General features: G+C 41.0%; 19 protein-coding genes. 5 read left to right on the top strand and 14 right to left on the bottom strand.

All coding sequences use genetic code 11. The features are described from left to right. Nucleotides 1-269 precede the first annotated feature (269 nt). Both ACT3RM_RS02715 and ACT3RM_RS02710 read left to right on the top strand, forming a co-directional pair. Nucleotides 270-1,274: an isopenicillin N synthase family dioxygenase gene (locus ACT3RM_RS02715; RefSeq protein ID WP_301562815.1), complete on the top strand. Its 1,005-nt coding sequence runs from the start codon at nucleotides 270-272 to the stop codon at nucleotides 1,272-1,274. An 18-nt stretch (nucleotides 1,275-1,292) separates the two neighbouring features. Then, entirely contained in the window at nucleotides 1,293-2,453 is a 1,161-nt protein-coding gene (locus ACT3RM_RS02710; protein ID WP_301562816.1) for a trans-sulfuration enzyme family protein, read from the top strand. 175 nt (nucleotides 2,454-2,628) lie between these two features. On the opposite strand, the gene ACT3RM_RS02705 is transcribed toward ACT3RM_RS02710, so the two are convergent. Then, a complete protein-coding gene (locus ACT3RM_RS02705; protein WP_301562817.1) occupies nucleotides 2,629-3,246 on the bottom strand; it encodes an RBBP9/YdeN family alpha/beta hydrolase in 618 nt (205 codons plus the stop codon). Between the two features lie 185 nt (nucleotides 3,247-3,431). On the opposite strand from ACT3RM_RS02705, the gene ACT3RM_RS02700 reads away from it, so the two are divergent. Next, nucleotides 3,432-4,967 (top strand): sigma-54 interaction domain-containing protein, encoded by a 1,536-nt coding sequence (locus ACT3RM_RS02700; RefSeq protein WP_441992812.1) that lies wholly within the window; start codon nucleotides 3,432-3,434, stop codon nucleotides 4,965-4,967. A gap of 13 nt (nucleotides 4,968-4,980) precedes the next feature. Here ACT3RM_RS02700 and ACT3RM_RS02695 read toward each other — a convergent pair whose 3' ends face one another. Continuing rightward, complete coding sequence (locus tag ACT3RM_RS02695) at nucleotides 4,981-5,232, bottom strand: hypothetical protein (protein ID WP_441992811.1); 252 nt, start codon at nucleotides 5,230-5,232, stop codon at nucleotides 4,981-4,983. A 244-nt stretch (nucleotides 5,233-5,476) separates the two neighbouring features. Between ACT3RM_RS02695 and ACT3RM_RS02690 the strand changes: the two genes are divergently transcribed. Further along, nucleotides 5,477-6,070 (top strand): DUF4202 domain-containing protein, encoded by a 594-nt coding sequence (locus tag ACT3RM_RS02690; RefSeq protein WP_441994532.1) that lies wholly within the window; start codon nucleotides 5,477-5,479, stop codon nucleotides 6,068-6,070. A 76-nt stretch (nucleotides 6,071-6,146) separates the two neighbouring features. Here the strand turns inward: ACT3RM_RS02690 and ACT3RM_RS02685 are convergent, their stop codons facing one another. From ACT3RM_RS02685 to ndk, 11 genes are all read right to left on the bottom strand, one after another. Next, a complete protein-coding gene (locus ACT3RM_RS02685; protein WP_441994533.1) occupies nucleotides 6,147-6,389 on the bottom strand; it encodes a hypothetical protein in 243 nt (80 codons plus the stop codon). Between the two features lie 118 nt (nucleotides 6,390-6,507). Then, nucleotides 6,508-6,888, bottom strand: a complete 381-nt coding sequence (locus ACT3RM_RS02680) for a VOC family protein (protein WP_441993014.1) — start codon at nucleotides 6,886-6,888, stop codon at nucleotides 6,508-6,510. A 113-nt stretch (nucleotides 6,889-7,001) separates the two neighbouring features. Next, nucleotides 7,002-8,471 carry a ribosome biogenesis GTPase Der gene (gene der / locus ACT3RM_RS02675; protein WP_441994534.1) on the bottom strand — a complete coding sequence of 490 codons (1,470 nt, stop codon included), beginning with the start codon at nucleotides 8,469-8,471 and terminating at the stop codon, nucleotides 7,002-7,004. A 74-nt stretch (nucleotides 8,472-8,545) separates the two neighbouring features. Then, complete coding sequence (gene bamB / locus ACT3RM_RS02670) at nucleotides 8,546-9,724, bottom strand: outer membrane protein assembly factor BamB (protein ID WP_441835760.1); 1,179 nt, start codon at nucleotides 9,722-9,724, stop codon at nucleotides 8,546-8,548. A 9-nt stretch (nucleotides 9,725-9,733) separates the two neighbouring features. After that, nucleotides 9,734-10,354, bottom strand: coding sequence for a YfgM family protein (locus ACT3RM_RS02665; protein ID WP_441994535.1), 621 nt, complete (start codon nucleotides 10,352-10,354; stop codon nucleotides 9,734-9,736). A gap of 25 nt (nucleotides 10,355-10,379) precedes the next feature. Further along, nucleotides 10,380-11,654 carry a histidine--tRNA ligase gene (hisS, locus tag ACT3RM_RS02660; RefSeq protein ID WP_441994536.1) on the bottom strand — a complete coding sequence of 425 codons (1,275 nt, stop codon included), beginning with the start codon at nucleotides 11,652-11,654 and terminating at the stop codon, nucleotides 10,380-10,382. A 131-nt stretch (nucleotides 11,655-11,785) separates the two neighbouring features. After that, nucleotides 11,786-12,904, bottom strand: a complete 1,119-nt coding sequence (gene ispG / locus ACT3RM_RS02655; protein WP_441994537.1) for a flavodoxin-dependent (E)-4-hydroxy-3-methylbut-2-enyl-diphosphate synthase — start codon at nucleotides 12,902-12,904, stop codon at nucleotides 11,786-11,788. Between the two features lie 5 nt (nucleotides 12,905-12,909). After that, nucleotides 12,910-13,800 carry a RodZ domain-containing protein gene (locus ACT3RM_RS02650; RefSeq protein ID WP_441994538.1) on the bottom strand — a complete coding sequence of 297 codons (891 nt, stop codon included), beginning with the start codon at nucleotides 13,798-13,800 and terminating at the stop codon, nucleotides 12,910-12,912. Continuing rightward, nucleotides 13,797-15,545 (bottom strand): type IV pilus biogenesis/stability protein PilW, encoded by a 1,749-nt coding sequence (gene pilW, locus ACT3RM_RS02645; protein WP_441994539.1) that lies wholly within the window; start codon nucleotides 15,543-15,545, stop codon nucleotides 13,797-13,799. Before pilW ends, ACT3RM_RS02650 begins: the two co-directional genes overlap by 4 nt. Before the next feature lie 98 nt (nucleotides 15,546-15,643). Beyond that, nucleotides 15,644-16,774, bottom strand: coding sequence for a bifunctional tRNA (adenosine(37)-C2)-methyltransferase TrmG/ribosomal RNA large subunit methyltransferase RlmN (locus ACT3RM_RS02640; protein WP_441994540.1), 1,131 nt, complete (start codon nucleotides 16,772-16,774; stop codon nucleotides 15,644-15,646). Between the two features lie 170 nt (nucleotides 16,775-16,944). After that, nucleotides 16,945-17,376, bottom strand: a complete 432-nt coding sequence (ndk, locus tag ACT3RM_RS02635) for a nucleoside-diphosphate kinase (protein ID WP_002961288.1) — start codon at nucleotides 17,374-17,376, stop codon at nucleotides 16,945-16,947. 214 nt (nucleotides 17,377-17,590) lie between these two features. Between ndk and ACT3RM_RS02630 the strand changes: the two genes are divergently transcribed. Further along, nucleotides 17,591-18,409 (top strand): sugar phosphate isomerase/epimerase family protein, encoded by an 819-nt coding sequence (locus ACT3RM_RS02630; RefSeq protein WP_441994541.1) that lies wholly within the window; start codon nucleotides 17,591-17,593, stop codon nucleotides 18,407-18,409. On the opposite strand, the gene ACT3RM_RS02625 is transcribed toward ACT3RM_RS02630, so the two are convergent. Then, nucleotides 18,396-19,364 (bottom strand): aldose epimerase family protein, encoded by a 969-nt coding sequence (locus tag ACT3RM_RS02625; protein WP_441994542.1) that lies wholly within the window; start codon nucleotides 19,362-19,364, stop codon nucleotides 18,396-18,398. The two genes, ACT3RM_RS02630 and ACT3RM_RS02625, sit on opposite strands and share 14 nt — an antisense overlap. Between the last annotated feature and the right edge of the window lie 42 nt (nucleotides 19,365-19,406).

Below are 19,406 nucleotides of genomic sequence, written 5' to 3'. Positions count from 1 at the left end.
TATATTCTAAAAAGTGTTTTTATAAGCGTCCTATATAACCAATGGTTTTATTAAATGTAGTGAATCTGTCTTATTTAACGATTTTTGATCATAAGCGAAATAGCCAAATCCTTGTTTACAAATATATGGAAGTTTAGCGGTCTGGACCTCCATATATCTAAAAGTTATATTATAACCATTTAATATATCAAATAGTTATTAGTTAGTTATCCAAATATCGATAAAGCAATACACTCCAGCTCAAATTACATATTGAAATGGAGTGATTCATGGAACAATTACCGGTATTGAATTTAAGCGATTGGCATGGGGATGGACGAAGTCGTCAGGCTTTTATTAGTAAACTTGCAGATGCAGCTAGAAAAATAGGTTTTTTTTACTTGACTGGTCATGGCATTGAGCTTGCGAGACAACAGCAAATACTGCAACTAACAAAAGATTTCTTTGCATTACCAATGCCTGAAAAGCTAGCAGTTGAGATGACGAATAGTCCTCATTTTCGCGGTTATACCCGCTTGCAGGGTGAATTAACACTCGGTAGGCCTGATTTGCGCGAACAATTTGACATAATGAAAGAAGAGGCGATTCATATGCCAAGTCACGATTTACCTATCTGGTGTCAGTTACAAGGGCCTAATCAATGGCCGCAAAACTTACCGCAGATGAAATCGATTTTATTGAGATGGCAACAAGATTTAGCTGCTATCAGTGTATCGCTATTAAAAGCTCTTGCAGTAGCATTAGAACAACCTGAAACTGCATTTGATGCCACGATAGGAAATAGCCCTTACCAACACATGAAACTTATTCGCTATCCAAATAGTAAAAGGCATACTTCAGCCCAAGGTGTTGGAGCGCACAAGGATCCAGGCTACCTCACCTTAGTGTTGCAAGATGAGCAATCTGGTTTAGAAGTTCAGACTGACAACGGCTGGTTAAGTGTACCGCCTGTTGCAGGCGCTTTTGTTGTTAACATAGGTGAATTACTTGAGTTAGCCTCTAATGGATATTTAAAAGCGACTTATCACAGAGTCACTAGTCCACAAGCTGGAGTTGATCGCTACTCTTGCGCCTTTTTTATGGCGGCACAGTTGAACGCAACGGTGCCATTGTTACCTTTGCCTGAATATTTGGCACGCCAAGCTCAAGGGCCGGCAAGCGATCCATTAAATCCACTCTTTAATCAAGTTGGGCAAAACGTATTAAAAGGGCGTTTACGCTCACATCCTGATGTTGCGAAAGCTCATTATGCCTCATTTGCCGATGCTATTTAATTATAATTAGGAGCTATTATGCAGTTCAAAACTAAATTACTTCACACCAATCATACCGCTGAAAACTCAACAGGAGCCCTTACGACACCTATTTATCAAAGTAGCACTTTTGCTTATGGCAGTGCCGAAGATGGGCGAGCTCGTTTTGCAGGTGAACAGCCTGGTTTTATCTACAGTCGCATGGCCAATCCCACCGTACAAACACTTGAACAACAATTGGCACAGCTAGAAGGAGCAGATGAAGCACTCGTTGTTGCCAGTGGTATGGCAGCAATCAGTAGTATTTTTTATTCATTGGCAAGTCAAGGTGATGAAGTTGCATTTATTGATCCTGTATATGGAGGCACCGCAGCATTTTTAATTCAGACGCTTACTCGAGCGGGCATTACAGTACGTCGTTATCAAGATGATGCTCACCTATTGTCAGAGATAACCCCCGAGACAAAAATTATTTTATTTGAACCAATTACTAATCCGACTTTAAAGGTCAGTGATTATCGTAAGGTCATGTTAGCAGCTGAGCGGGTTGGGGCAATCACCATTTGTGATAATACTTTTTTAACACCCTATTTATTCAAACCATTGGAACATGGTATAGATATAGTAATGCACAGCGCTACTAAATATTTAAGTGGTCATGGTGATCTAATCGCGGGTGTGGTCGCCGGGCGTAAAGCGTTAATGCAGCCAATTCGCACCATAGCACTTAAGCATATAGGAGCTGCTATTGGGCCACAGGAAGCCTATTTACTTCAGCGTGGTTTACGTACTTTAGCACTTAGAATGGATGCACATATTGCGGGCGCTGCTAAAGTTGCTGCTTTTCTTGCGGCACACCCAAATGTTGTAAAAATCTATTATCCTGGTCGCTTAGAGGATCAAGGCTATCAAGTTTTGAGGGAAACAATAAATGCCTTTGGCGGGATGGTGAGCATTGAACTGGAGGGAGGATTTAGCCGAGTAGCACGTTTTTTAGACCATTTAAAGCTGTTTACTCAAGCTGTTAGTTTAGGTGATTTAGAAAGCCTAGCCTGTCACCCTGCCAGCACGACTCATGCTGCAATGGATGTTGAAAGCAGGTTAGCTTCTGGGGTTAATGATAATCTGATTAGGTTGAGTATAGGAGTGGAAGATCCTGACGATTTAATCGCTGATCTTGCACAAGCTTTAGCGCGTTAAACATTTTTAAATTAAATATAAATATTATAATGTGAGTTTAAGCCGAGATTTTATATATCTCGGCTTTTTACAACGCTGTTTCTTAAACGGTCTAATCTCTCACCTCAGACAGACTCTATTCTTTAGTTATTTCGAGCAGAATGGAGTTTTTGCTATTTTTAAAAAAGCACAAAACTTATGAAACTCGACTCTTTAAAAATGGAAGTGTAAACTCGCTTTCTTTTTTGTTTCCAGTAGCGAAAAATATCGCATTAAGTAACTCTTCTCCGTCAGGCCATGCTCCATGACCTGACGCTTCATTAATATGGCCGCTAAATCCGGCGTCATAGGTTGCAAGACCCCAGTTATTAGCCCAACTTTGTGCTTCTTCAAAAGGCATCCACGGATCATCTCGGCTCGCAACAAGCACACCAAATGTATCCAGATTTTGATAAGGAATAGATGCAGATATATTTATTTCATTTCCGGGAACACCTTCCTGTATTGGCCCCGCTAAAGTAAAACGTCGTGGTGTAGCAGGTGCGACAAACAACACGCCGGCAATTTTATGTTTCCAATCTTGTATCGCAACAGCACTTGCAAGGCAGCCAAAGCTATGGGCGACGATCCAAACTTTTCCTGTTGTTTTTGCTATTTCTGCGCTTAATACTTCAGCCCATTTCAGCAGTTCTGGTGAATCCCAGTCAATCCCTGTTACACGATGACTATCTTCGATCCGGCTTTCAAGCCAGCTTTGCCAATGTTGAGGTCCGCTGCCGCGATAACCAGGCACTATCAATGTAGTCGTTTTCATTCCCTCTCCTAATTAAAAGTAAAAAATATATACATGACTAGTGAGCTACATCAAATTTCGAGCCAAAGGTAAGGTTTTGATTTTTTTGTATATATTAAATTGATATAAGTATTGGTTTTTATATATCATCAATTGTTGGTTTATTGTGATAGATTCGTCTTATTTAGTAAGTACAGGCCATTTACATGATATTAACGTCCGAATTGCTCGCCATTTTTTGGCGAAAAGTTGCAGAAACACCGGAGTTGCCTAAATTACTCGAAGAGTTGCTCCCCTTCCTTAAAAGAGAATTTTCTATGAATGAAATTGGGGTGGTAAGGTGGCAACAGCAACCTGAAAAAATTCGTTTTTTAGCAAGTTCATTCTCACAAAGCAAAAATGTTGAACTCAGTTTATTGCATGGAGAGATTCAACAGTGGTTTGCTGACGAACGATTTCGCTCTCAGGTAACACGTGTATTACCACTGCAACAAGATCAGCAACATTGTGTGATATTAAGTAAATTAAGTTGCGCAGCAGATCAACAAATACTACTTGCATTTATTTATCGTCGAGAGCAAGTTACATTTGCTTTTGATTATATTCCTGGGTTGCTCCCTATTTTTTCAGTTGCTGCCAACAATTACTTACAGCATCAAAAATTACTACAAGCGACTAAAGTTGTGCAATCACAATGCCAAGATCTGTTATCCAAAATGGGCAAGGATAATATGGACAATCAAATAATTGGCTCATCACATGGGTTAGCTCAAACTATGGAGCAAGTGAATATCGTGGCTCCATCTGATTTAACAGCTTTGATTCGAGGTGAAACAGGCTCAGGTAAAGAAGTCGTTGCCAGAGCCATTCATGAGCAGTCCCCTCGAGCAGACAAAGCATTTATCAGAGTAAACTGTGGTGCTATTTCGCCTGATTTAATTGATTCAGAATTATTTGGACATGAAAAAGGCAGTTTCACGGGGGCAGCCGGTGTTAAGCTAGGTTGGTTCGAACGTGCTGACGGCGGCACATTATTTCTGGATGAGATTGGTGAGCTGTCATTAGCTGCTCAAACACGATTACTAAGAGTATTGCAAGAAGGGACACTTAATAGAGTGGGTGGTGAACGTGAAATAAACGTTAATGTGAGAATAATAGCTGCCACACATAGAAACCTTTCGGACATGGTCAATGAAAAATTATTTCGTGAAGATTTATGGTACCGAATCAATGTTTTTCCAATTTACTTACCTTCATTGAGAGAAAGAAAACAAGATATTTCCGCTTTAGCAAATCATTTTTCTGAACGTGCAGCAAAGAAGTTAGGGCTACCTTATATTCCTCCAACTTCACATCAAGCTACTATGCTCCAAGCTTATCATTGGCCGGGGAATGTGCGTGAGCTGCAAGTTGTTATGGAACGAGCTGCAATACTCGGTCAAGGAAAGCAGTTAGATATTGAAGCATCTCTTGGTCCCAGCTTTAAAGTGACGGCACCTTCCATCCCTGCTGAAAATAACAATCATGAAAATAAGCTCGATAAAAACGTATCAATCGAGCCTCTAGAAAAAACCATTGTCTCTTCGATAAATAATGCACTCAAGGTCACCAATGGAAAAATAAGTGGTGAAGGGGGAGCTGCTAGTTTACTCAATATAAACCCCAACACACTACGCTCAAAAATGCGCAAATATCAGATTGAAATAAAATATTTTCCAGGAAACTCAAACCTACTATCTTGACTCAGGTAATAATCTATCTAGTAGCAAGAGAAGCAAAAAAATTGTTTAGCCATTGCCAAACGGAAGTTTGTTGCTGTTTGTTTCTACCGGTATTATGTTTTTGCTCCCAGCGACGTTTTTCCTCAACCCTTTTTTTGCGTCGCTCATCGGCACGGTTAGCTACTTCTGTAAAGTGCAACCGTTGCTCTTTAGAAAGATCTTCTCCAAACGCTTTTATTGGTTTACTAGCACTAACTGCTCGACTTGATTTAGGGGATGAACACATATGAATTTCTTCTGTTAGTATTACTCTCATGTAGTTAGACAGGATGAGAAGTAAATTTCTTTCATTTTTTTGGTAAGTTAAAAATATTTGAAAATGATACTGACAAAACAGCTCAATAATAAAAACTATCCTGTTGTGCTGGATAAATATAGCAAAATCATTTTTGCCTTATTTTCCTTCTAGCTAATTAGCAACTTGCTGATTAGAATAGAGCTATTAGTTAAATAACAATAACGAGTCACCGATGTTGCAACACGTAATCGCATTAATTGATGAGGCAAACAGCCAAGATCCAAACCAACAGCAGCATAACAATAAAGACTGGCCTAAAGAGCGCTTATACTCAGAGCGGATGACAGATATGCTCAATCGTTTTCAGCCTGATGCCGACGAGTTAATGCATATAGCAGTTCGAGCGCAGCACATTAAACGCTGGTGTTCACCGCGAAGTGATTTCCCCATGAATAAGCAAGGTTATCATCAATGGCGCAGTGCGCTTTATATTTTTCATGCCAGTACTGTTGTTGAACTAATGCAGCAAGCAGGTTGTACGCAAAAAGATCAAGACCGAGTCTATGCCGCAGTTGCTAAACAGCAAATAAAACGTAACCCAGATAGCCAATTAGTTGAAGATATTGCAAGCTTGGTGTTTATTGAGCACTACATGTTGGCATTTGCGCAAACTAAGCCTGATTATGATGAACAAAAATGGATAGGTATTCTTCGCCGCACTTGGCAAAAAATGTCAGCACAAGCGCACGACTTTGTACTGGCGGGGCATATTACTTTACCAGCACCACTAGTACCCTTGATTGAAAAGGCACTCGCTGAGAATTAAAGTTTAGATAACCCTAATAACACTGAAAACTTAGTTGAATTAGCGTTAATCTCGTTCTATTAGTGAAAGTAGCAACTTAGTCTTGGTTAAGTTGCTTTATGTTATCAGTTGCTTGGTTTTTAACAATCACTTCAGGATTCATGGCTATAGGCAGCGCTAATTCTGTATTATCAAGGGTAAGCTTAAGTTGCTTTTTTAAAGCGATTTTATTTTCTTGATGTAGAGTTTTAAGGTTATGTGTTAATTCCAGTTGTACTTGCTCGGTTAACGATGCTTGATTTGGGCTTAATAATAAAAGTGTTAGTAGTAGCGTATTCATGCTGTTTTCTCCTTATTTAAATTACCGCCAGAATAAGGATTAAAGATGACGAAAAGGTGTTGTTAATATGTCTACTTGGTTAAACTTTGATGCTATTTCAATGAATACAATAGTTACTTTAAGCTTGCACTAAACAAATTAAAGTACCTTCAGTAGCACGTACGTATGCATAGTATTGGTTATCTTTTTGAGTCGGTGAATGTAATGGCTCTGCACCCGCCAAGATGGCTTTATCGTAGCTTTCACTTAAATTAGTACAACTAAAGCGCAGTTCAAAGCCTAAAGCGGGTTGTTTAGGATGTGAGCGAATATATCCTTGCTTAAATTGTGCTTGTGCTACAGGGTGGGTAACAAACGCTAATTTTATAGTGCCTGTGTTTAGCTCGCCAAATTCAACGTCATCACTGAGGCTATAAGTAGTTAGCCCAAATGCTTGATAATAAAAGTCTAAGGTTTCTTCAACGTTATCCACATAGATCACCTGACTGACAAACTCCATTTATTGTTCTCTTTTTGATTGTCCAGCTTATAAATAAAGCACAACAATAAAAATATAGCGAAAAAAAATGGCATGCTTAATAAGCACACCATTTTTTAAAGCTTACAACAGTCTTACGATTTATTGCGATTTTCTTTACTAAACGCACGAATTTTACGTTTTTGTGAAAGTGTTACTTTGTTAGTGCGCCCAGCAAATGGGTTATCACCTTCTCTAAATTCAATTTTGATCGGCGTACCCATAATTTTTAAGGCTTTACGGTAGTAATTCATTAGGTAACGTTTGTAACTATCTGGTAAGTCATGTACTTGGTTACCGTGGATCACAATACGTGGTGGGTTATAACCACCGGCATGGGCATATTTAAGCTTAACACGGCGACCACGTACAAGTGGCGGCTGATGATCGGCTTGTGCCATGTCCATAATGCGGCGCAACATAGCGGTGCTAATACGTTTTGTCGCTGATTCATACGCTTCATCAACTGACTCAAATAAATGACCAACGCCAGTGCCATGTAAAGCTGAGATAAAGTGTAAACGAGCAAAATCAATAAAGCCTAGGCGGCGATCAAGTTCAGACTTGATACGATCTTTTACGTGGTCGTCAAGACCATCCCACTTATTAACTGCAACCACTAATGAGCGGCCAGAGTTAAGCGCAAAGCCTAACAAGCTTAAATCTTGATCAGAAATGCCATCGCGAGCATCAACAACTAACAACACCACGTTACAATCTTCAATGGCTTGCAGGGTTTTGATCACTGAGAATTTTTCAACAGTATCACTGACTTTCTTACGCTTACGTACACCTGCGGTGTCGATTAAAATATATTCTTTGTCTTTACGGGTCATCGGAATATAAATCGAGTCACGGGTTGTGCCTGGCATGTCGTATACGATTACGCGGTCTTCCCCAAGGATACGGTTAGTCAGTGTTGACTTACCTACGTTAGGGCGACCAATAATAGCAAGCTTAACAGGCTTATCAGCAAAGGCTTGTTGCTCAGTTTCGCCGTCAGCGTCTTCGGCGTATAGATCAATGAGCTCTTCGTCATCATCTTTACCGTCGTCGTGTAATGCAGCAAGCTCAGCAATAACCGGTTGTAGGGTTTTTTCAAGTAGCAAGGTAATACCACGGCCGTGAGCGGCAGCAATATGATGTACTTCACCTAAAGACAGTTGATAAAACTCAGCGCAGTTAGAATCGGCATCGATGCCATCTGTTTTATTGGCAACCACAAAGCACTTTTTCTGTTGCTTACGTAAATGATTTGCAATCGCTTGGTCAGCAACGGTCATGCCGATACGGGCATCAACTAAAAATAATACGATATCAGCTTCTTCAATCGCGAGTAACGATTGATCGGCCATTTCGATTTCAATACCTTTTTCAGAACCATCAATACCGCCCGTGTCTACCACGATAAATTCATAACCATCGTAGTTTGCTTGGCCATATTTTCTATCTCGTGTTAAGCCAGGGAAATCGGCAACGAGTGCGTCACGAGTACGTGTTAAACGGTTAAATAATGTGGACTTGCCCACATTGGGTCGCCCAACTAGAGCGATCACGGGAAGCATAAACTACCTCTTAAAAAAACAACAAAAGGCTTCGCAGAGCGAAGCCTTATAAAAAAGATACAAAAATTAGTAAGTTAGTCTGGTATTTTAACCGCGCTAACTTCACCATCTCGGGTGTATAAAATAAGTTTGTCCTTGGCAACAACGGGTTCAACAAAGAAGCCTGAGCTGTCAAAATCTTCGCGTGATACTAGTTCACCCGAGTCTTTATTTAGCCAATGTAAATTGCCTTCTTGGTCACCCATTGCTAAGTATTTGCCAGCTACTGTTGGTCCGGTTAAGTACCAGCCACGTAGTGCTGGTTGGCTCCAGCGTTCAATGCCTGAGTCTTTATCAAGAGCATAAACTACGCCATTACTATCTACTACATAAATTGTTTGTCCATCTATGGTGATTTCACGGTAGCTACTGTATTCACGTTTCCAAACAACATTGCCTGAACGAATATCAACTGCGGCTAAGTTACCATTGTAGGCAATTGCATAAGCATAAGGGCCATTGATCAACGGTTGTGTGTCTACATCAACTAAACGCTCAAACTCTGATGCGCCTTTAGGTGTCGCAATTTCTGCACTCCAGGCTGAATAACCACTATCTGAAATAAGTACGCTAAGCTTGCCTGTTTCAAGGCCAACCAATACACCACCATTAGCAACAGTGGGTGTACTTTGACCACGTAAAGTCAGTGGCGGTACTTCTTGTTCGTGGGCCCAGCGTTCTTCACCTTCATCTGGGTGTAAGGCAAGTAGCTTACCAGAAGCTAAATTAACGAAAATCAGGCCGTCACCTGCGGCAGGTTTTGCCAGTATTTCACCTGGTACACTTTTACGCCATAAAATTTCACCCGTTTCACGGTCGATAGCGGTTAAATAACCATGCTCAGAGCCGACAAATAACTTACCGTACGCTTGTAAAATACCACCTGAAAGTTTAGCGCTTTCGTCAGTTTCCCAAGGCCAAAAAGCAAGGTTTTCGCGCACATCAGTTTCCCAAAGTGTATCGCCATTGGTTAAAGAAAGTGCCTCTACTTTGCCATCACGATTGGCAACATACACGGTTTCTTGATATACCGCTGGTGTTAAGCGTGAAAAGTAATGTTCAACACCATCGCCAATCGATTCTTGCCATACTACGTCGGTTTCAAATTGATTAACAATTTCGGGTAGTACTAGTTCTTCTTCGTCATCGCTTGATGAGCAGCCCATTAAAGTGGCTACACATAACGCAAGCGTTGCAGCTGTTAATTTTTTCATGAAAACCCCTTATGCAGATGGACTAGTTACGGCTAAGTCATCAAGTTTGATTTGCAATAATGGGTTGCCTTCAAGACCACCGGCATCAGCCGCTGCTTGATAAGCGCCAAGTGCTTCACTCTGCTTGTTTTGTGCAGTGTAAATATCACCTTTAATTTCAGCAACTGCAGCAGTAAATGCCGCTGGTAGCTCTGTATTTAAAGTAGTTAAAGCCTGATCATATTGTTTTTGCGCAATTTGCACACGAGCCAAACGAGTCGCCGCAGTCGCTTTAAGTTCAGAGCTTTGTGTATTTTCGATGATCCAGCTAAGCTTTTCATTAGCAGCATCAAGGTTTGTAGCATCAACGGCTTCTTTTGCGGCTACAAAAGCTGCAAGAACACTGTAGCTAGAGTCTTTATTGTCGGCAATAAATTGCTCAGACTTAGTTACTACATCACCATTTTCTACTAACTTAGTGTATGCATCTGATGCGCTTTCTGCGGTTGTTAATTGATGCTCATTGTACGCTTTCCAGCCGTATAAGCCGCCTAAACCAAGTACTACACCTAAAGCCAGTGATACACCATTTTCTTTAAAAAAGCGTTTAATTGCTTCTGCTTGTTGTTCTTCTGTTGAATAAATATCCATGCTTACCTCTTAATACTTATTAGCTTTACACAAGCTCAGCTAAAAGCGTTTTAATTTGTTCTAATTCTAATGTGACTTGTTCTTTACGCTCACGTAAATATTTAACAGTCACAACGCCTTGTTCTAATTCGTCTTCGCCGATAATCAATGCGATTAATGCATCGCTTTTATCCGCGCGTTTTAATTGTTTCTTAAAGTTGCCGCCGCCAGCATGCACCATAATACGAAGCCCAGGTACATCAGCGCGTAATTTTGCGGCAATAATGGGGGCTTGAATACTGGCTTTATCGCCCATTGCAGCTAAATATACATCGCTGCTACGGCGAATATCACCTACACATTCTAAAGCTTGTAACAATAACACTAAACGTTCAAGGCCCATAGCAAAGCCAACCGCAGGGGTTGCTTTACCACCTAGTTGTTCAACTAAACCATCATAACGCCCGCCTGCACACACAGTACCTTGTGCGCCAAGACTATCAGTTACCCATTCAAATACGGTACGGTTGTAATAGTCTAAACCACGCACTAGGCGCTCATTAACCGTGTATTTGACGTTAGCGGCGTCTAATCGTTCACATAAATTTGCAAAATGTTCTTTCGATTCAGCATCTAAATGCTCAGACAGTTTGGGTGCATCAGTTAAAATGGCTTGTACGTCTGGGTTTTTACTGTCTAAAACACGTAGTGGATTTGAGTGCATACGACGTTTTGAATCTTCATCAAGCACTTCTACGTGTTGTTCTAAGTAGCTAATCAAGGCATCGCGATAATCAGCACGGGCTTCATTTGACCCCAGCGAGTTTAGCTCTAAGCGAACATGCTCGCTAATACCAAATTGCTGCCATAATTGCGCAGTTAATAAAATAACCTCTGCGTCTATATCGGCGCTGGCAATACCAAAGGTTTCTAAACCAAATTGGTGGAACTGGCGATAACGACCTTTTTGCGGGCGCTCATGACGAAACATCGGACCCATATACCATAAGCGCTGCTCTTGGTTATACAGTAAACCGTTTTGATTACCAGCACGTACACACACCGCAGTGCCTTCTGGACGAAGGGTTAAACTGTCGCCGTTATGGTCGGCAAAAGTGTACATTTCTTTTTCAACAATATCGGTTACTTCACCAATAGAACGTTTAAAAAGATCGGTTGACTCTACAATGGGGAAACGAATTTCTTGATAACCGAATGATGATACTGTCTCGCGTAAGATGTCTTCTACTTTCTGCCAAACTTGGGTATCGCCCGGCAGACAATCGTTCATTCCACGTATTGCCTGAATTTGTTTTGCCACTGATAAATCCTAAAACTGTATTTGCGCAGCATGCTGCTACTACAAGAAAACTAAAAAAATCGACCCGCTATTATAGCGCGCTGACTATAAAGGTAAACGGCAAAGCAGGGGCTTTACCGAGTATATTGTCATTATTCGACAATTTTTATGTCAATTGGGGTCTCTTGCTCTTTTTTGGCGATAAAATCGCGCACATAGCCTTCTAGTTGCTCAACTATGTTGTTGTTATCAATACGCGCCTTTTGACGTTCACCATTGATATAAAGTCCTGAACGGCGATTAGCACCAGCAAGGCCAATATCACTCACTAATGCTTCACCTGGACCATTTACCACGCAGCCAATTACTGACACTGAAACTGGTTCGATGATATCTTCTAAACGCTCTTCAAGTGCATTCATGGTGCTTACAACATCAAACTCTTGGCGTGAGCAGCTTGGGCAGGCAATAAAATTAATGCCGCGCGAACGAATACGCAGTGATTTTAAAATATCAAAGCCGACTTTAATTTCTTGCACAGGATCGGCAGCAAGAGATACTCGTAGAGTATCGCCAATACCTTCGGCGAGTAACATGCCTAAACCAACAGCCGATTTTACCGAGCCTGAGCGCATACCACCGGCTTCGGTAATACCTAAATGCAGTGGTTGATCAATTTCTTTGGCAAGTAAGCGATAGGCCCCAACAGCTAAAAATACATCTGATGCTTTTACTGATATTTTAAATTGGTCAAAGTCTAAACGGCGTAAAATATCAACATGGCGCATCGCTGACTCTAGTAATGCTTCAGGCGTTGGCTCGCCGTATTTTTCTTGTAAATCACGCTCTAATGAACCGCCATTAACACCAATACGAATTGGAATATTATGCTCACGGGCAGAGTCTACAACAGCGCGAATGCGTTCTTCACTACCTATGTTACCTGGGTTGATTCGTAGGCAATCAACACCATATTTAGCTACTTTTAATGCTATACGATAATCAAAATGAATATCTGCGACCAATGGGATGGTGACTTGCTCTTTTATGCTTTTAAAGGCTTCTGCTGCGTCCATCGTTGGTACGGATACTCGCACAATATCGGCGCCCGCATCCTGAATAGCTTGAATTTGCGCCACAGTTGCATCAACATCCATGGTGTCTGTATTGGTCATTGATTGTACTGCGATTGGTGCACCATCACCAATCGGCACGTCACCGACATTAATGCGAGTTGATTTTCTACGTTTAATTGGGGATTCTGAAAACATACTAACTACTCTACTAACGGTAAATTAAACTTGGCTAAACGATTCTTAGGAAAGGCTGATAAATCAACGGTTTCGCCATTTAAGGTAATATCAACAACTTGATGTTTACCCAGCACTACAGAAAAAGGTGGTAAACCCGTTACTGTCATTACATAGCCTGGTTTTTTAACCCCAAAAGCAATGCGCTCACCTTCGCCGTCGTAAATTTCTACCCAGCTTTCTTCATCAAAGTGCATGATAATTTCGCTACTACCTTCACTTGCTTGTGTGGGTGTAATAGGCGAAGACTCCACTGCAGAGGGAGTTACTGCGTCTTGGCTTTCGTTAGCCTGGATAAGTTCATTAGCCGATGGATCACTTTGCACTACAGGTTCACTAAGCACTGGTTCAGAGTTTTCAAAAGGTGATGCTGGTTCAGCTTGATTTTTAGTGTCAGATTCGGACGGCTTTTCAGCAATTAGTTGAATTGTCGAGTTCACAACAGTGTCGGCAATTGGGGTTGAATTTTGCCACCACCACAATGCAGACGAGCCGATGATCAACGCTAAAATTGCGTAACTGACTAACATTAAACGGCTATCATGGGCTTCTTTTTCTGTGCGCTTTGAAAAGCTTTGCATATTGCCTTTAGTAACCGGCGCCGCAGGTTCAACAAAAAGCGCCAATACAGCGGTAGTATCTAATTTGAATTCACGGCAATAGCTTTTTACATACCCTTTTATAAATGTGGCAGGGCCTAATAAGTGATATTCATCATTTTCAAGGTGCTGTAGCTTTTGCACCGATAGTTTTAATTTTTTAGCCAGCATTTCGAGGCTGACTCCGGCATTTTCTCGGCTGTTCTTTAGCGTTTGGCCAAGTGTTAGCTCGGTTGATTCGGTATTATCTTCATTCATAATGCGTATGAGTCAGGGTCCACTAATAATAGTCTATGTCCCGCTTTTAAAGAGTCGTCGGGACTTAATTTATTCCATCGCATTAATTGATCTATTAATAAACGACGCTGCGTGGCAATACTGTATAAGGTATCGCCTTCATTGATTTCGTAAAAAATATGCGGATCATTAAGAAACACTTTGGTGCCATTGTTGATGCGATCCGATTCTTTTAGGCCATTCCATTGCAATAATTTTTGCAGTTTAACATTGTATCGCACTGAAATGCTAAACAGGTTTTCACCGTCTTGCATGATATGGTACGGCACTTTAATTTGTGCAAGTTGCGGATTCAACATAGGAACTTGATTCGGTTGAGCTGAGCCTTGAAAATGCACACTTTGTTGCTCGCTTAAAGAACGCGCTTGGTTTTGAAAAACCTGTGCATTTTTCTCTGGCTCATAAAATACTACTTTTCCCTGCGAGGCACTTTTGGTGGCCGCTTGGCTTGGGTTATTTGTATTACTGGTAGTTGCAGCTGTCGTTGGCGCGCCAAATGAGATGATTTTAACCCCATCTTTAGACTGAGAGGTGTTAGCTGTTGGCGTTGCGGGTTCTGTCGCTACAGCATTCGTGGCTTGTGCTGTAGCAGTTTGCTGCTGCGTTTCAAGAGCTGCTTTTCCTGCCACTTCAAGTGCTGAGAGCGCTGCAATAATAGTCCCAGTGTCAACAGGTTGTATTTCATTACTAGCAGGCACGTCAGTTTGAGTTGATTCAACTTGCGGTGTTACTTCTGACTTTGATGCTGCCTCTGATCTCGGATCATTTTTTTTTGCTTGAACCTCGGTTGCAACCACTGCAGTGCTCGTTTTTTTCTTTTTGATGATACGAATTTTTGGCTCAGCACTAATTACCCCTTCAGGGCTTTGTGCTTGTAGTTCATCTAATTGGGCTTTTCGGTATTGCTCTCTGAGTAGTTCAAACTCCGAGCGTTTCGTTTTTTGCTCGCGAATAAGAGTTGCTTGGTTTGAAGTCGGGTAAGTCTGTAAAATAATCGCTGCAGTGGTTTCGGCCTTTTCAATGTGGCCCATACGCTGCTCAATTAAATATTCAAGTAATAGTGAGCGCGACGACACCTTGCCAGTGCTTTCGTAGCGTTTTATTAGTTCTTCTGCTTTATGTAAATCGCTTTTAGCATAATACAATGCAGCCAAGTTTATTATACTTGATGGGCGTTGTGAGCTATGGTTAATGGCTGATTTTAAATAGCTTTCGGCATTTTCAAAGTCATCAAACTCAATTGCGCACAGGGCTAAATTTTCATAACTTTCTGCTACGCGGATATAGCTTGGGATAGCGATGGCTTTTAAAAGCTGATCAGTTGCGCGGTCATATTCGTTGATGCCACATAAAAACACGCCGTAGTTATTGCGAGTGTTAGGATCGTTAGGATCAATTTTTATCGCTTTTTGGTATGCTTTATCTGCTAAGACATTCTCACCAACTTGCTGATAGTAATAAGCAAAAGAGTAGTGTACCTCAGGTAGGTTAGGCGCAAACTCTGAGGCACGCTCAAGGTTATACTTAGCTTGTGAGTTATTACCCGTATCTAAATATTGTAATGCAAGTGCAATGCGTGTTCGAGCTGCGCCCACATTGTTAACGGCATTTTCAACCACTGGCTTATTACTACCGTTATAACTATTTTCAGTTACACAGCCGGTTAATAACAATGTGCTAGCGGTTATCGCAAGTAAACAACGCATTACCTAATCTCTTTTATTTTGTCCATTACGCCTATCTTACCGAAAAGCCTCTATGTTTCATCTATTATTTTAAAAATCTAAAGGCTTTAGGTATTTATTTACGCGTGATGGGTATTTACAGCTATGGCATTATCAGCGCGCTGCTTCTTTTTAGCCAAGCGTTTTGTACGATCGACCACATCGCCAGCTAATTGACCACAAGCTGCATCTATATCATCACCTCGGGTACGGCGAACAATACAAGTAATGCCAGCGGCTTGTAATACTTTTGAGAAGCGATCAATACGGCTATTGCTTGAGCGTGTGTATTCGTTACCTGGGAACGGGTTAAACGGAATAAGGTTCACTTTTGAAGGTGTGCCTTTTAGTGTTTTAACAAGTTCATGAGCTTGATCGGTGCTGTCGTTAACGCCGTTAAGCATAACGTATTCAATGGTCACATCTTTATTGGCTTTTGAGCCATCAATATAACGACGACACGCTGCTAAAAATTCTTCAATGGGGTACTTTTTATTAATAGGTACCAAAATGTCACGTAGAGCATTGTCAGGTGCGTGTAGTGAAATTGCCAATGCTACGTCGATTTTTTCTTTTAATAAATCTAGTGCAGGCACAACGCCTGAAGTACTTAAAGTTACGCGGCGCTTAGATAAACCAAAGCCCCAATCGTCCATCATTAATTCCATTGCTGGCACAACGTTTTTAAGGTTAAGCAAAGGCTCGCCCATGCCCATCATTACAACATTAGTTACTGGGCGCTTTTCACTGTTACCGTCAAGGCCTATGTCTCTGGCAACCCGCCAAACTTGGCCAATGATTTCAGAAACTTTTAAATTACGGTTAAAGCCTTGTTGTGCCGTTGAACAAAATGTACATTCCAATGCGCAGCCAACTTGCGATGATACGCAAAGCGTAGCGCGGTCTTTTTCTGGGATCCACACCGCTTCAACTTCTTGGCCGCCCTCAAGCACTAGTGCGTACTTAATTGTGCCGTCACTAGCCTGTTGACGTACAGATATTTCAGGAGCAACAATTTCACATTCTGCTTTAAGTTTTTCTTTAAGCTTTTTGTTGACGTTGCTCATGTCGTCAAAATTATCAACACCAAAATGATAAATCCATTTCATCACCTGATCACCACGAAATGGCTTTTCACCGTATGATAAAAATAGCTCACGCATTGCATCGCGGTTTAAATCTAATAAATTAATCTTTTTTTGCTCGGCCATGAAACAACCTCAATCGGTGACGGTGGTGATAAAAACTTACAAGGGCGAATTGTACACAATTCACTCACTTTAATCATTAGGTAAAACATCAAAAATTGTTGAGTAATTCTTTAACTAATGACTAAAAAAGGGCCCGAAAGCCCTTTTTACTTTTGCTTAACGCGTTCGAATTAACGAGTACGTGAGCAAAGCTCTTCGTCAGCGAAGAAATACGCGATTTCGCGAGCAGCAGATTCAACAGCATCAGAACCGTGAACAGCATTTTCGTCGATGCTATCAGCGTAGTCTGCACGTAAAGTGCCTGCTAGCGCTTCAGCAGGGTTAGTAGCACCCATGATTTCGCGGTTTTTAAGAACAGCGTTTTCGCCTTCAAGAACGGTAACCATTACAGGACCAGATGTCATGAAAGAAACTAAAGCACCAAAGAAAGGACGCTCGCTGTGCTCAGCGTAGAAACCTTCAGCTTTCTCTTGTGAAAGGTGAACCATTTTAGCTGCAACGATTTTAAGGCCAGCAGTTTCGAAACGGTTGTAGATAGCGCCGATGTGGTTTTTAGCTACTGCATCAGGTTTTACGATTGAGAAAGTACGCTCTAAAGCCATCTTTATGCTCCAATAATTTTTAAGTAAAAGTGTGGATATTAACGGGCGCGAATTATACGCGCTTTAGACGAGAAATCCTAGTTTTATTAAACAGAGCCTCAAAAGTTACTTTTTTAGGTTTATGAGTTATTGATTTATACATCGAAGGTATTTTTAATTGTGTAAATTCTATAATGCTACGTTAAATTACAAGACCATATGAGCGGGGCAATTAATGCGACTAACTTTTTTTTGTACACAATGGGGCTGTGAAGAATTAACCTTTGAGCAGTTTTTAAATCGTGCGAAAAGTGCAGGCTTTCAAGGGGTGGAACTTGGTTTCCCCCTTGATGCAGCACTACGCGATAAAATGGTTGAACAAATACAGGCGGCCGAGCTTGAATTTATTGGCCAACATTATGAAACGCTTGATAGTGATTTTACAGTGCATCGTAAAAACTACCAACAACGTCTGGAAAACTTAATTGCCACTAAGCCTAAATTTATCAACTCGCAAACGGGTAAAGATTTTTTCACAGCAGAGCAAAATAACCAGTTACTGGCGTTGGCACATCAGCTTAGTGAACAATCAGGTATAGCCATTCACCATGAAACGCATCGTGGTAAATTTAGCTTTGCTGCGCATATTACCGAGCAATTTATTAAGCAAGATAAAAAGTTAACCTTAACTGCGGACTTTAGTCATTGGTGTAGTGTGGCTGAGTCTTTACTTGAAAACCAACAAGCGGCGCTGAATCTTGCTATAAGTCGAGTGCATCACATTCATGCCCGAGTTGGTAATAGTCAACGGGCACAAATATCTGATCCGCGAGCACCAGAGTGTCAAACCGAAGTCGCCTGTCACCTTGATTGGTGGCAACGTGTTGTTGAGCAAGCCAAACTGCAAGGACGTGATGAAGTGACCATTACCCCAGAGTTTGGACCTGCGCCGTATATGTTTATGCTACCGTTTACTGAGCAGCCTATTACTTCACAGTGGGATGTAAATGTATTCATGATGAAGCTGCTAACAGAGCGAATTAAGTTACACTAAATGCCAGTTTAATGTGGTTTTGGTAAATTTCACAGGGGCTAATCATCGGGCTTGGAAAATGCGCAATATTAACCGCGTTTGGGTAATTTTGCGCCTCTAAACACACGCCAGCAAAAGGCGCAAAAGGTGCACCAAGGTGTCCACCAGTATAGAGCTGTATGCCAGGTTGGTCGGTATATAATTGCATTTGGATAGCATTTTTACTTGAGCTAAGTGTCGCTTGAGGAGTGTCAGCAGTAACGTCATTGAAAACCACATAATGATCAAAACCATGTTCATCAATGAGTTTTTGCTGTTGCCAAGTAGCTAAATGGGCGTTAATTGGTTTATTGTTTAATAACTGCTGATTATCTAATGTTTTAATTTCACCCATAGGTACGTTATTACTGTCTTTAATTAGATAACGCTCTGTATTAACCGCTAAGTGTAAATCTAAGCAGTGGTCTTCGCCTAAGTTAAAGTAACAATGATTAGTTAAGTCGATTGGCGTTAACTTATTTGTATGGGCTGTCATGGTCATGTGCAAACTATCTGCGATTAACTGATAGCGTACATGCGCAATAACTTCACCTACAAAACCCTGATCACCATCTGGAGAGTGCAAGGTGAGTTCTACAAAACACTGCTGACTATTGTATTCATGCACTTGCCAAAGCTGATTGGAGAAGTTTTTAGCTCCGCCATGTAAGCTATTACACCCTTCATTAGCATTGAGTTTCACTGTGTTGCCTTGGTAAGTATACTGCGCATTGGCTATTCTGTTAGCGACACGGCCGCAGGTTGCTCCTAAATAATATTGATCTGTGTATATGGCGTGCATATCTTTATAAAACACAAGCATTTCTTTATTTTGATATTGTATTGAAAGTATACGTGCGCCGAACTGACTTAATATTACTTTTAATCCATACTCACTTGCTAATACTATAGATTTATTTATGACTGATTTTGTCACTTGGTTTCCTAAACTATTTTAATTTAATATAAATAGCTTAGG

Origin of the sequence: Pseudoalteromonas sp. AOP7-A1-14, assembly GCF_052376275.1 — a bacterium.
Lineage (GTDB): Bacteria > Pseudomonadota > Gammaproteobacteria > Enterobacterales > Alteromonadaceae > Pseudoalteromonas.
Note: the sequence above shows the minus strand (reverse complement) of the source record. Positions and strands in the feature narration are given on the sequence as shown.